Consider the following 13,189-nt stretch of genomic DNA (forward strand, 5'->3'; position numbering starts at 1 on the left):
GAGGCACGACGGAGCGCTCGCGCTCCGTCGTGCTCCGTCACACCCGGACACACTCGTACCGTGAGTAATGCTTCCTGGGAGACATGGCCGTGCGAACCCTTCGTTTGGTGCTTGGCTGGTCCGCGTTGTGCGTGGCGGCGATACCTGCATGCCTGCATGCAGAAGATGCAGGTATTCCACCCTCTTATATGGTCACGGGTGCCGACTCGCCGATCGCGGTTTATGTGGCGGCGGTGCGGAACGATGGCGTGAGCGAGAGCGGCGATCTCGGCCAGCGCGTCGATAGCGCTGCCTTGGCCGACATGAGCGGCGGCAGTGAACTGGTGGTGCAGAACACGTCGCTCAGCGGCACCGTCGGCAACGACAGTGCAAGCCACGTCTATTCCGGCGACAACCTGATCACGGGTGGCTCCTTTGCCGGCGAGGCCGGTATTCCAACGGTGATCCAGAACTCCGGCAGCAACGTGTTGATCCAGAGCGCCACCGTACTGAACGTCCAGCTCAAGCCATGAAAAAGTTCGCAGCGCTGCTGATCATGATCGCGGCGCTGCCGCAAGGGGGATATGCCTCCACGCCGGTGAGCGTGGTCGGCAATGGGACCGGCTATTACACGGTGCATCTGACCAGCCTCAAGGAGGCTCGCTACAAGAGCACCATTCACCAGCGATACGACTTCAGCTGCGGCTCGGCGGCGGTCGCCACGTTGCTGACCTACCAGTACGGCTATCCGGTGAACGAACAGGTCGCATTCGAGCAGATGTACACGCATGGCGACCGGGCCAAGATCAACAAGGAAGGTTTTTCCCTGCTCGATATCAAGCGTTTTTTGGATGCCAACGGCTTTATTGCTGATGGTTTCAAGGTGCCCATCGACAAGCTGGAGCAGGAGAACCTGCCGGCCATCGTGCTGATCGACGAGCGTGGCTACCACCACTTCGTGGTGGTCAAAGGACTGCGCAATGACCGCGTGCTGGTCGGTGACCCGGCGCGCGGCACGCGCGTGATGTCGCGCGACAAATTCATGTCGGTGTGGACCAACGGGCTCGTGTTCGTGATCCACAACCGGCGCAACCTGGCGGTTTTCAATAGCCCCAATGACTGGAAAGTGGCGCCTTCGGCGCCGATCAGTACCGGTGTCGATCGCGGCAATCTCTTCAACACCGTAATGCCCAAGAAGGGGCCGGATGACTTGTGAGGGCATGGCGTGATGAAACCGATCACACGAATCGTTTGCCTTGGTGTCGCGCTTCTTGCGAGTGGCCCGGGCGCTTATACGGCGGTTGCGCAGGACGGTACGCCGCCAGCAGCGCCGGCTGCTGCGATACAGGCGCCCGCTGTTGCCGCTGCCACGGTCGTCGGCAACGGCAACGACATCGCCGACTGGACGCCGGTCAGTCAGGAAACACTGGATCGGACACGCGGCGGGTTCGACATGGGTAACGGGCTCGTAGCCTCGTTTGGCATCGACCGCGCCGTCTACGTGAATGGCAACCTGGTGACGTCGACCAGTTTCAACGTTCCCGACATCGCACATATGACGTCGGCACAGGCATCGGCCATGTCCACCGCGCTCAACTCGGTGTCACTTACGCAGATCGGGCCCAACAATACGTTTGATCCATCGGCACTAGGCCAAACGACGACTGGCACGGTGATACAGAACACGTTAAACAACCAGGACATCAAGAGCATCACCACGCTGAATGCGACGGTCAACACGCTCAACGCGTTCCGTCAGGTGAACTTCCAGGACGCCTTGCAACAGACACAACTGCAGTCCCTGGGGCACTAGCTGCCATGGGGGTATCACCAGGGGCGGTGGCATGTCACCGACGCGCCGTGGTCGATCACTACGGCGCGTTCGTATCTGCGAATCGCACAAAAAGTCATGGGGAAGCATGATGCGACACTTGGCATGGCGATATCTCTGTTCGGCAGGATGCGCAGGGCTGGTGATGCTTGGCCTTCCTGTCGCTGCCCAGCAAACCACGACGCCGCAGAGTGGCGGAACAACCGTACCGCCCACCGCGGCGTCGACCTCCGGCGCGCCCGCGGATGCTTCGCCGGACGACGTGCGAAAGCGAGTGGCGGAGCAGGGTGAACGCATCGAGGCGATGCGCAGCCAGATCAGCGCGCAGATCGAGCAGCTCGATGCCATGAAGCGTGCCCTGGCCGAGCAGGAGGCTGACTACCAGTCGCTGCGGCATGCCGTGGGCATGGACGTGCTGGACAAGCAGCGCGCCGGCAATATCGCGGCAGGCGGTCCTGGTGCATCGGCGCTGCCCATGCCGGCGTCCCAGGCGGTGGCGTCGAACGCACCTACCGATCAGTCCACGCAACAACCCGTGGGTGAGGCGCCCAAGCAGGACACGCGGCCTCCCGAAGTGGCGCCCATCTTCCAGCAGCCCGGTGTGCTCACGCCCAAGGGCAAGCTGATCATCGAGCCGGCCTATCAATTCGGCTACTCCTCGGTCGACCGCGTGGCGCTGGTCGGCTATACGGTGATCCCCGCCATCCTGATCGGCCTGATTGACGCGCGGCAGGTGAAGGACACCACCCAGATCGGCTGGCTGACCGGACGTTACGGCATTACCAACCGGCTGGAGGTGGAAGTGCGCATTCCGTATGTCTATGCGCACCAGGACACCATCAGCCGCGAGATCTTCACGGGCACGGCCACCGACAACGCCTTTGGCTCCAGCGGCCACGGCCTGGGTGATATCGAGGCGACCGCTCGCTACCAGCTCAATGTAGGCGGCCCCGACAAGGCGTTTTATGTCGGCTGGCTGCGCGTGAAGTCGCGCACGGGCACCGATCCGTTCCAGGTCACCACCGATTGCGTCCAGCGCTGCGTGGAGAACGTGATCGATGAAGTCGATCTCTCGGCCACCGGCACCGGCCTGCCATTGCAGCAGCCGACCGGCTCGGGCTTCTGGTCGATCCAGCCGGGCCTGACCTGGCTGTATCCGTCCGACCCGGTGGTCTTCTTCGGCAACGTCAGCTATCTGTACAACGTGGCGCGCGACAACGTGAGCCGCAAGATTCTCCTGGGGGGAACGGAGTTCCTGGGCAAGGTCAAGGAAGGTGACGTCGCTGATGTCAGCGTGGGCATTGGCCTGTCGCTCAACGAGAAGGCCTCGATCAGTATCGGTTACGACCAGAGCTTCGTCGGCATCACCAAGCAGAACAATCAAACCGTGCCGGGCTCGGTCAAGACCGTGCTCGGCACCTTGCTGATTGGCGGCTCATGGCGCCTCAGCGACAAGCGCACGCTCAACTTCACCTTGGGCGTCGGCGTGACCCGCGATACGCCTGACGCCACGGTGACGATACGTGTGCCGATGATGTTCTAGGGATGCTCCCGCGCTTCCTGCCGTTTGGCGCGCCGGCGCTTCATCAGCCAGCCGCCCAGGCAGACGCCGACGACCAGCAGCGCGTCGAGCGTATAGGTGGCCCAGTCGTTGGCATCGAACCAGGGCGATAGCCAGTGATCGTGCGTGATCATCCGGGCCGAGGTCCATGCGATGGCGGCCGCGCCGATATAAACGATGATCGGGAAACGCTCGATCATCCGCAGGATCAGCGACGAGCCCCACACCACCAGCGGCACGCTGATCGCCAGGCCAATGATCACCAGCAGCATATGGCCCTTGGCCGCGCCCGCGATGGCGAGCACGTTGTCCAGGCCCATCAGGGCATCGGCGACGACAATGGTGCGCATGGCCGCCCAGAAGTCGCCGGCGGCATCGACCTCGTGCGAAGGCTGCGATTCCGACTGCAACAGTTTCCAGGCGATGGGCAACAGCAACAGGCCGCCCACCAGCATCAGGCCGGGCAGCTCAAGCAGGTACACCACCACACCCGTCAGCAGCAGGCGTACGGCGACGGCGCCCACGGTGCCCCACAGCACGGCCTTCTTCTGGATGCGGCGAGGGAGGTTGCGTGCGGCGAGCGCGATCACGATGGCGTTATCGCCTGCAAGCACGAGATCGAGCAGGACGATGGCCAGCAGGCTGGAGAGAAAGTCGGTACCAGTGAGTTCCATGGGGCGTGTCCCTGCGCGTCAAGACGAATGCGGCAACGCCAGGCACGCGCGGCCCGTCGTTACTGCAAAAGTCTCGTTCGCGGCATGACCGCTGCGGTGACCGGAGCGTGGTTTACGCTCGTGGTGACGACCACCGCAAGAACACCCGTAAGGCGGTGTCCGGAACTACTCCCTTTTGGGATCAGTATTTGGCTATCTTCGATGTCATGGTGCGCTTGCGTCAAGCGGCTGGCTTTGGAGAAACGCCAGAACGGGCGTTTCCCCTGATGCAGACCCTGTTGAGATTGCCTGGCCGAGCCGTTGTGGCATGAGGATTGCGGGGTCAGCCCGCAGGTACACGCACCCAGCCTTCCATCAGCACGCGCGCGCTTCGGCTCATGACTGCCTTGGTGACGGTCCACGTACCGTCTACCAGCGCCGCCGCAGCGCCCACCCGCAGCGTGCCCGACGGATGGCCAAAGCGCACCGCCTGACGCTCGCCGCCGCCGGCCGCAAGATTCACCAGGGTGCCCGGAATCGCCGCCGCGGTACCGATGGCCACCGCCGCCGTCCCCATCATGGCGTGGTGCAGCTTGCCCATCGACATCGCGCGCACGAGCAGGTCGACATCGCCGGCCGCCACCGGCTTGCCGCTCGACGCGACATAGCCGGCCGGCTTGGCGACGAAGGCCACCTTGGGCGTGTGCTGGCGGGTGGCGATCCCATCGAGCGACTTGATCAAACCCATGCGCAACGCGCCGTGTGCACGGATGGTCTCGAACATCGCCAGCGCCTTGGCATCGCCATTGATCGCGTCCTGCAGTTCGGTGCCGGTGTAACCGATCGCCGAGGCCTCGACGAAGATCGTGGGGATGCCGGCGTTGATCATGGTCGCCTTGAGCGTGCCGACGCCCGGCACTTCCAGGTCGTCGACGAGATGACCGGTCGGGAACATCGCGCCGCCGGCGCCTTCCTCTTCGGCCGCCGGGTCCATGAACTCCAGCTGCACTTCGGCCGCCGGAAAGGTCACGCCGTCCAGCTCGAAATCGCCGGTTTCCTGCACGGCGCCGTTGGTCATCGGCACGTGCGCAATGATGGTCTTGCCGATGTTGGCCTGCCAGATGCGCACGGTGGCGATACCGTCATGCGGCACGCGCGCCGGGTCGACCAGGCCGCCAGCGATGGCGAACGGACCGACCGCCGCCGAGAGGTTGCCGCAGTTGCCGCTCCAGTCGACGAAGGCCTTGTCGATCGCTACCTGGCCGAACAGGTAATCCACGTCGTGGTCTGGCCGGCTGCTCTTGGACACGATCACCGTCTTGCTGGTGCTGGAGGTGGCGCCGCCCATGCCGTCGATCTGCTTGCCATAGGGGTCGGGGCTGCCGATCACCCGCTGCAGCAGGGCATCGCGTGCGGGGCCCGGTACCTGGACCGCCTCGGGCAGGTCCTGCAGGCGGAAGAACACGCCCTTGCTGGTGCCGCCGCGAAGGTAGGTCGCGGGAATGCGGATCTGGGGAAGCTGTGCCATGTGTGTTGCCCTGTGTGACTGGACCGCGCCCACGCCATTGCGCATGTGGGATCACGAACGCAAGGTGGTGCTACTTGGATATTCGAATGACCCGTCATCCCTGCAAGGAAACCGTCATTCCCGCGAAAGCGGGAATCCAGGACTTTCACGCCGACCAAAAGCGATAGGTACCGGATTGCTGCTTTCGCGGGAGTGACGAGCAGGTTTGCGAAGTCCCACGAGCTGCCATCACGCCGCTTGCGAGGCCTCGAGGAAGTCCTGCGCGAAGCGCTGCAGCACACCGCCCGCCGCGTAGATCGACACTTCCTCGGCGGTATCCAGGCGGCAGGTTACCGGCACCTCGACGCGTTCGCCGTTCTTGCGATGGATGACCAGCGTGAGGTCCGCGCGCGGCGTGCGCGTGCCGACCACGTCGAAGGTCTCGGTGCCGTCGATGCCCAGCGTCTTGCGGTCGGTGCCGGGCTTGAACTCCAGTGGCAGCACGCCCATGCCGATCAGGTTGGTGCGGTGGATGCGCTCGAAGCCTTCGGCCACGATCGCTTCCACGCCCGCCAGGCGCACGCCCTTCGCCGCCCAGTCGCGCGAGGAGCCCTGGCCATAGTCGGCGCCGGCGATCACGATCAACGGCTGCTTGTGGTCCATGTAGGTCTCGATCGCTTCCCACATGCGCATGACCTTGCCTTCCGGCTCCACGCGGGCCAGCGAGCCCTTCTTCACCTCGCCGTCGACCACCGCCATCTCGTTGAGCAGGGTGGGGTTGGCGAAGGTGGCCCGCTGCGCGGTGAGGTGGTCGCCGCGATGGGTCGCGTACGAATTGAAGTCCTCTTCCGGCAGGCCCATCTTGGCGAGGTACTCGCCTGCCGCGCTGTCGGGCAGGATGGCGTTCGACGGCGACAGGTGGTCGGTGGTGATGTTGTCGCCAAGCACTGCCAGCGGACGCATGCCCTTGAGCGTGCGTTCGCCCGCGAGGGCGCCTTCCCAGTAGGGCGGACGGCGGATGTAGGTGCTCTGCGCACGCCAGTCGTACAGCGGCGCGGCGCTGGTGCCGATGCTGCCCGTGCGAGCGAACATCGGGTCGTAGACCTTGCGGAACTGCTCGGGCTTCACGCTGGAGGACACGATGGCGTCGATCTCCTCATCGGTGGGCCAGATATCCTTGAGCGTCACCGGCTGGCCATCGGCGTCGAGGCCAAGCACGTCCTTCTCGATGTCGAAGCGGATGGTGCCGGCGATGGCGTAAGCCACCACCAGCGGCGGCGAGGCCAGGAAGGCCTGCTTGGCATACGGATGGATGCGGCCGTCGAAGTTGCGGTTGCCGGACAGCACGGCGGTGGCGTACAGGTCGCGATCGATGATTTCCTGCTGGATCGCCGGATCGAGCGCGCCGGACATGCCGTTGCAGGTGGTGCACGCGAACGCGACGATGCCGAAGCCGAGCTGCTCCAGCTCCGGCAGCAGGTTCGCCTCCTTCAGGTACAGCTCCACCGCCTTGGACCCGGGGGCGAGCGAACTCTTCACCCACGGCTTGCGGGTGAGGCCGCGCGCGTTCGCATTGCGCGCGAGCAGGGCCGCCGCGATCACGTTGCGCGGATTGCTGGTATTGGTGCAACTGGTGATGGCGGCGATGATCACCGCGCCATCGGGCATCTGGCCGGGTTGTTCCTCCCACTGGCCGGCGATGCCGCGCGCGGCGAGATCGGCGGTAGGCAGGCGCTTGTGCGGGTTGGACGGGCCAGCCATGTTGCGCACGACCGAGGACAGGTCGAACGTCAGCGTGCGCTCGTACTGCGCAGCGGCAAGCGTGTCGGCCCACAGGCCGGCGGCCTTGGCGTAGGTTTCCACCAGCTTGACCTGCTCGTCGCTGCGGCCGGTGAGGCGCAGGTAGTCGATGGTCTGGTCGTCGATGAAGAACATCGCGGCGGTGGCGCCGTATTCGGGCGCCATGTTGGAGATGGTCGCGCGATCGCCCAGCGTCAGGCTGGCCGCGCCTTCGCCGCGGAATTCCAGGTACGCGCCGACCACTTTCTCCTTGCGCAGGAACTCGGTCAGCGCCAACACGATGTCGGTGGCGGTGATGCCGGGCCGGCGCTTGCCGGTGAGCTCGACGCCCACGATGTCGGGCAGGCGCATCCACGAGGCACGGCCAAGCATCACGTTCTCCGCTTCCAGGCCACCGACGCCGATGGCGATCACGCCGAGCGCGTCCACGTGCGGCGTATGGCTGTCGGTGCCCACGCAGGTATCCGGATAGGCCACGCCCCTGCCTTGATCGTCGTGTTGCACCTGAATCACCGGCGACATCTTCTCCAGATTGATCTGATGCATGATGCCGTTGCCCGGCGGGATCACGTCGACGTTCTCGAACGCCTTCTTGGTCCAGTTGATGAAGTGGAAGCGATCCTCGTTGCGGCGATCCTCGATCGCGCGATTCTTCGCGAACGCATTCGGGTCGAAACCGCCGCACTCCACCGCCAGCGAGTGGTCGACGATCAGCTGCACCGGCACTACCGGGTTCACCTTGGCCGGGTCACCGCCGCGCTCGGCAATCGCGTCGCGCAGGCCAGCCAGGTCTACCAGCGCCGTCTGGCCGAGGATGTCATGGCAGACCACCCGCGCCGGGAACCAGGGGAAGTCGCGCTCGCGCTTGCGCTCGATGATCTGCTTGAGCGATTCGGTGAGGATCGCCGGATCACAACGGCGCACCAGGTTCTCGGCGAGCACGCGCGAAGTATAGGGCAGTGCGTCATAGGCGCCCGGCTGGATCGCCTCCACGGCTGCACGCGCATCGAAATAATCCAGCGACGTGCCGGGGAGGGATTGGCGGTAGACGGTATTCATAGATATGCAGGAACCCTGGAGATAGACGCCCGGCTGACCGCAGGCCGACACTCGGCGTGCGTCCGCCGCTGTTCGATCGGCACCTGCAGCCAGTCTCGTGGGCCATGGCCGCGCACGCCGGGGCGGATGCAAGTGGCACCCCGCGCGTGTCCCAATAGCTGAACTCCCGGTGCCGGCGACCAAGTCGAAAATTTCACCTGTGACAAGGCACGATCGGGAAATCGCACTATCAATCCTTTCATTGTAACGCAGCCACCTTGGCGCAACCCGACCGGGGCCTGCATTCGCTTTTTCGCGATTCCATCGGGCGCCAACCTCGAGGCGCGGCAAAGCGTCGCATGGCGCGTTGAATATCGACTTTGGTCCAGTGCCATCGCAGCGGAGCGACTCGACCGTGTCGCGGAGCTGCAAAATGGCGCAAACGCTGTCGCGGTCGGGGCATCCGTCCGACGATCAAGGCAGCACCCTTCCGTAGCCGCGAGATCTCTCCATGAGTGTGCATGACATCCGCTCCGCCAAGCGTCCCGATCCCGACCAGCCGATGGTCGACATCGCCAACTACGTCGTCGACTACAAGATCGACTCCACCGAGGCGTATGACACCGCGCGCTACATGCTGCTGGACTCGCTGGGCACGGCGATGCTTGCCATGAAGTTCCCGGAGTGCGTCAAGCACCTCGGCCCGGTCGTGCCGGGTGCCACGCTGCCGGGCGGCGCCCGCGTGCCAGGCACCAGCCATGAACTGGACCCGGTACAGGCTGCTTTCGCCATCGGCACCCAGATCCGCTGGCTGGACTTCAACGACACCTGGCTGGCCGCCGAGTGGGGCCACCCCTCGGACAACCTCGGCAGCATCCTGGCCGTGGCCGACTACCTCAGCCGCCAGGCCGAGCGCGAAGGCGGCCAGCCGCTGACCGTGCGCGACGTGCTCGGCTACGCCATCAAGGCCCATGAGATCCAGGGCTGCTATGCGCTGAAAAACAGCTTCAACCGTGTCGGCCAGGACCACGTGATCCTGGTGCGCCTGGCCTCCACGGCGGTCGTCACCGCCATGCTGGGTGGCAACAAGGAGCAGATCATCACGGCCGTCTCGCACAGCTGGATCGACAACGGCGCCCTGCGCACCTACCGCCATGCCCCCAATACCGGCCCGCGCAAGAGCTGGGCGGCCGGCGACGCCTGCCGCCGTGCGGTCACCCACGCCATCAATGCGGTCTATCGCGGGGTGGTGGGCTACCCGTCGGCGCTCAGCGCCAAGACCTGGGGCTATTACGACGTGGCCTTCAAGGGCAACGCGTTCGAGTTCGAACGCCCGTTTGGCAGCTACGTGATGGAAAACGTGCTGTTCAAGATCAGTTTCCCGGCCGAATTCCACGCCCAGACCGCGGTGGAGTGCGCCATGCGGCTGCATGGTCAGGTCGCCGGCAAGATCGACCAGATCGAGAAGGTGGTGATCGAGACCCAGGAGGCGGGCGCCCGCATCATCGACAAGACCGGTCCGCTGGCCAACTACGCCGACCGCGACCATTGCATCCAGTACATGGTGGCGGTGCCCCTGATCTTCGGCCGCCTGACCGCCGACGACTACAACGACGATGTGGCCGCCGATCCGCGCATCGATGCCCTGCGCGACAAGATGGTGGTCAGCGAGAACCCGCAGTTCACCAAGGACTATTTCGACCCCGGGAAGCGCTATATCGGCAATGCGGTCCAGGTCTTCTTCAAGGACGGCACCAGCACGGAAAAGGTGTCCGTGGACTACCCGATCGGCCACCGCAAGCGCCGTGCCGAGGGCATCCCGGTGCTCCTGAAGAAGTTCGAGGGGGCCCTGCGCGGCCACTTGCCAGCCCATCGGGTCAAGGCCATTCTGGAAGCCACGGCGGACCCGGCCAAGCTGGACGCCATGCCCGTTCAGGAATTCCTGGGTTTCTTCACGCTGTAAAGACGGCGTGACGTGAAAATGAACGGGCGTTTGGGGTCGATTTGCATTTGTTTAACTTTTGCTAAGCTACTCCGCGCCCGTTTCGGGTAAATAAGCACCACGATTCAAAAAAGTCATGTCCGAGGGTTCGAGAGGAAGTTTGAGTCCACGGCTGATGCAATTCCCGTCTGGGGTGAACGGACGCGTACACCAATAAACGAGGAGACACCTAATGAAACGTAAGGGCTTGTACATCCTGATTGCCCTCGCCCTGGGCGGCGCCGGCGCCGTTCACGCGCAGGACAATACTTCTACTGCAACGCCGACCAGCACAACGCCGAGCTATGACGGTCGTTGGTACATCGCCCCGACCGTGGGTGGGTATTACAACGACTCCGACCGCCACACCAACAGCACGCAGTTCTATTACGGGCTGGGTTTTGGCCGCTTCTTCTCGCCGAACTTCTCGCTGGACTTCTTCGCGGATCGCACGAAGCGCACCGTGGATACGTCAGCAGGTGGCGGCCGCTGGTCGAACAACAACTACGGCGTGGCAGCCCGCTATTACTTCCTCGACTGGACGGCATGGCGCCCGTACCTGTTGGGCGCGGTGATGGGCAGCCAGCACCACAACAGTTTTGACAACGGTTGGGATCCGGCCGCCGAAGTGGGCGTCGGTCTTTCCAAGACCATCACCGACAGTTCCGACTTCCGCGTGGAAGGTGGCTATCGCTACGACTGGGACGACAAGACCCAGCCCAACAAGAACGGTTACGGCGACTGGTTCCTGGGTGTCAGCATCGTGTCTCGCTTCGGCGAGCCCGCCGCTGCGCCGGTGGTAGCACCGCCGCCGCCGCCGCCGCCGGATTGCTCCAAGCAGTTCCGCAACGGCGTGAACCTGTGCGACAACAAGTGCCCGGATCTGCCGGAAGGCACGATCGTTGGCCCGGATGGTTGCCCGCAGAAGGTCGTGATCGACCTGCGTGGTGTCAACTTCAAGTTCGACCGTCCGAAGAAGGGCGAGAAGGACATCGCCAAGTCGCTGGCCGAGCCGAGCAAGGATTCGCTGGCCATCCTCGACCAGGCTGTCGACACCCTGCAGCGTTATCCGCAGGTGCATGTCACCGTGGCGGGTTACACCGACGGTGTCGGTACCGCGGAATACAACCAGGGTCTGTCGGAGCGTCGTGCGAAGATCGTGTACGACTACCTGACCGCTCACGGTATCGATGCCAGCCGCCTGGAAGGTCCGATCGGTCATGGCAAGAACGACCCGATCGATACCAACGACACGGAAGCCGGTCGCGCACGCAACCGTCGTACGGAGCTGCAGGTTCAGCAGTAACCGAACCCACAGCGAAGAACAGAAAAGCCCGGCCTTTGCCGGGCTTTTCTTTTTTGGCTCTGCATTTCGTGCAGATAGCAAGCGATGATGCGTGGACAGATTGTCGCAGTTGTTTGCTTGATGTTGGCTCTTGCACTGCTTGCCTGAACCACAGTTCACCAGAGCCGTCTCTCAAAGCGTGCGATGCGCTTAACGGTTTTGCTACACTTCGCCGCGCTTGCGGTCTTGTGACATTTTCGTGATGGGACGCAAAGCTAAGGGATGGCTTAAATCCCTGGATGTAGAAGTCAGTTTTGACGCGCGATTTCCGTCTGGGGTGGAACGGACGCGAATACCAATAACTAAGGAGACACCTGATGAATCGTAAGGGCTTGTACTTCCTGATTGCCCTGGCCCTGGGCGGCGTAGGTGCCGTTCACGCGCAAGACAACACTGCCGGTGCGACGACCACGCCGAGCTACGACGGCCGCTGGTACATCGCTCCGACCGTGGGCGGCTACTACAACGATACCGATCGCAACACCAACAGCCGCCAGTTCTACTATGGCCTCGGCTTTGGCAAGTTCATCAATTCGTATACCTCCATCGACCTGTTCGTCGACCGCACCAAGCGTGACGTCGACAACTCGCTGGGCGGTGGTCGTTGGGCGAACAACAACTACGGCGTTGCTGCTCGCTTCTACTACGGTGAGTGGACCGCATGGCGTCCGTACGCCCTCGTCGGCGTGATCGGCAGCTACCATCAGAACGCCAGCGATCGCGGCTGGTCGCCGGCGGCTGAGCTGGGCGCGGGCATCTCCAAGACCGTCACCGACAGCACCGACGTGCGCGTCGAGGCCGGCTACCGTTACGACTGGGACGACAAGACCCAGCCGAGCAAGAACGGTTACGGCGACTGGTTCCTGGGCTTCAGCATCGTGTCGCGCTTCGGCGAGCCGGCTGCTGCTCCGGCTCCGGTGGCTGCGCCGGTCGCGGCTGCTCCGGACTGCTCCAAGCAGTTCCGCAACGGCGTGAACCTGTGTGACAACAAGTGCCCGGATCTGCCGGAAGGCACGATCGTTGGTCCGGACGGCTGCCCGCAGAAGGTCGTGATCGACCTGCGCGGCGTCAACTTCAAGTTCGACCGCCCGAAGAAGGGCGAGACGGACATCAAGAAGGCGCTGGCTGAGCCGACCGCTGACTCGGTCGCCATCCTGGATCAGGCTGTCGACACCCTGCAGCGTTACCCGCAGGTCCATGTCACCGTCGCTGGCTACACCGACTCGGTGGGCAAGGACGCGTACAACCAGGATCTGTCGGAGCGTCGCGCGAAGATCGTGTACAACTACCTGACCGCTCACGGCATCGCCGCCAGCCGTCTGGAAGGTCCGATCGGTCACGGCAAGAACGACCCGATCGACAGCAACGACACGGATGCTGGCCGCGCCCGCAACCGTCGCACGGAGCTGCAGGTCCAGCAGTAATCGGATCTGTCACGCAGTACTGAAAAGCCCGGCTTAAGCCGGGCTTTTCTTTTGGCGCATGGAGTGGCCG

Annotated in this window: 10 protein-coding genes; 7 read left to right on the plus strand and 3 right to left on the minus strand. The window is 63.9% G+C overall.

Annotation, left to right across the window (positions count from 1 at the left end; all coding sequences use genetic code 11):
• Positions 1-89: 89 nt before the first annotated feature.
• The 4 genes from MJ606_RS13965 to MJ606_RS13980 all read left to right on the plus strand — a co-directional run bounded on the left by MJ606_RS13965 (position 90) and on the right by MJ606_RS13980 (position 3,353).
• Positions 90-512 carry a hypothetical protein gene (locus MJ606_RS13965; RefSeq protein WP_243050145.1) on the plus strand — a complete coding sequence of 141 codons (423 nt, stop codon included), beginning with the start codon at positions 90-92 and terminating at the stop codon, positions 510-512.
• Complete coding sequence (locus MJ606_RS13970; RefSeq protein ID WP_243050146.1) at positions 509-1,195, plus strand: C39 family peptidase; 687 nt, start codon at positions 509-511, stop codon at positions 1,193-1,195. The genes MJ606_RS13965 and MJ606_RS13970 overlap by 4 nt, the downstream gene beginning before the upstream one ends.
• Before the next feature lie 12 nt (positions 1,196-1,207).
• Positions 1,208-1,792, plus strand: coding sequence for a hypothetical protein (locus MJ606_RS13975; RefSeq protein ID WP_243050147.1), 585 nt, complete (start codon positions 1,208-1,210; stop codon positions 1,790-1,792).
• 163 nt (positions 1,793-1,955) lie between these two features.
• Positions 1,956-3,353: an acetate kinase gene (locus tag MJ606_RS13980; RefSeq protein WP_243050148.1), complete on the plus strand. Its 1,398-nt coding sequence runs from the start codon at positions 1,956-1,958 to the stop codon at positions 3,351-3,353.
• Here the strand turns inward: MJ606_RS13980 and MJ606_RS13985 are convergent.
• The 3 genes from MJ606_RS13985 to acnD all read right to left on the minus strand — a co-directional run bounded on the left by MJ606_RS13985 (position 3,350) and on the right by acnD (position 8,390).
• On the minus strand, positions 3,350-4,045 hold the full coding sequence (locus tag MJ606_RS13985; protein WP_243050149.1) for a TerC family protein: 696 nt from the start codon (positions 4,043-4,045) through the stop codon (positions 3,350-3,352). The two genes, MJ606_RS13980 and MJ606_RS13985, sit on opposite strands and share 4 nt — an antisense overlap.
• A gap of 322 nt (positions 4,046-4,367) precedes the next feature.
• Positions 4,368-5,552 carry a 2-methylaconitate cis-trans isomerase PrpF gene (prpF, locus tag MJ606_RS13990; protein WP_243050150.1) on the minus strand — a complete coding sequence of 395 codons (1,185 nt, stop codon included), beginning with the start codon at positions 5,550-5,552 and terminating at the stop codon, positions 4,368-4,370.
• A 228-nt stretch (positions 5,553-5,780) separates the two neighbouring features.
• Positions 5,781-8,390, minus strand: a complete 2,610-nt coding sequence (acnD, locus tag MJ606_RS13995) for a Fe/S-dependent 2-methylisocitrate dehydratase AcnD (RefSeq protein WP_243050151.1) — start codon at positions 8,388-8,390, stop codon at positions 5,781-5,783.
• 490 nt (positions 8,391-8,880) lie between these two features.
• Here acnD and MJ606_RS14000 point away from each other — a divergent pair, with 490 nt between their 5' ends.
• The 3 genes from MJ606_RS14000 (at position 8,881) to MJ606_RS14010 (ending at position 13,119) form a co-directional block, all read left to right on the plus strand.
• On the plus strand, positions 8,881-10,332 hold the full coding sequence (locus MJ606_RS14000) for a bifunctional 2-methylcitrate dehydratase/aconitate hydratase (protein WP_243050152.1): 1,452 nt from the start codon (positions 8,881-8,883) through the stop codon (positions 10,330-10,332).
• Between the two features lie 211 nt (positions 10,333-10,543).
• Entirely contained in the window at positions 10,544-11,656 is a 1,113-nt protein-coding gene (locus tag MJ606_RS14005; protein ID WP_243050153.1) for an OmpA family protein, read from the plus strand.
• Between the two features lie 356 nt (positions 11,657-12,012).
• A complete protein-coding gene (locus tag MJ606_RS14010; RefSeq protein WP_243050154.1) occupies positions 12,013-13,119 on the plus strand; it encodes an OmpA family protein in 1,107 nt (368 codons plus the stop codon).
• The last annotated feature ends 70 nt before the right edge of the window (positions 13,120-13,189 follow it).

Origin of the sequence: Dyella sp. RRB7 (genome assembly GCF_022761115.1) — a bacterium.
In the GTDB taxonomy this organism is placed as follows: domain Bacteria; phylum Pseudomonadota; class Gammaproteobacteria; order Xanthomonadales; family Rhodanobacteraceae; genus Dyella.

Bases quoted from the DNA above. Each gene is read 5' to 3' on its own strand.
- MJ606_RS13985 (WP_243050149.1), bottom strand. From the start codon at position 4,045: ATGGAACTCACTGGTACCGACTTTCTCTCCAGCCTGCTGGCCATCGTC.
- MJ606_RS13975 (WP_243050147.1), top strand. From the start codon at position 1,208: ATGAAACCGATCACACGAATCGTTTGCCTTGGTGTCGCGCTTCTTGCG.
- MJ606_RS14005 (WP_243050153.1), top strand. From the start codon at position 10,544: ATGAAACGTAAGGGCTTGTACATCCTGATTGCCCTCGCCCTGGGCGGC.
- acnD (WP_243050151.1), bottom strand. From the start codon at position 8,390: ATGAATACCGTCTACCGCCAATCCCTCCCCGGCACGTCGCTGGATTAT.
- MJ606_RS13970 (WP_243050146.1), top strand. From the start codon at position 509: ATGAAAAAGTTCGCAGCGCTGCTGATCATGATCGCGGCGCTGCCGCAA.
- MJ606_RS13980 (WP_243050148.1), top strand. From the start codon at position 1,956: ATGCTTGGCCTTCCTGTCGCTGCCCAGCAAACCACGACGCCGCAGAGT.
- MJ606_RS14010 (WP_243050154.1), top strand. From the start codon at position 12,013: ATGAATCGTAAGGGCTTGTACTTCCTGATTGCCCTGGCCCTGGGCGGC.
- MJ606_RS14000 (WP_243050152.1), top strand. From the start codon at position 8,881: ATGAGTGTGCATGACATCCGCTCCGCCAAGCGTCCCGATCCCGACCAG.
- prpF (WP_243050150.1), bottom strand. From the start codon at position 5,552: ATGGCACAGCTTCCCCAGATCCGCATTCCCGCGACCTACCTTCGCGGC.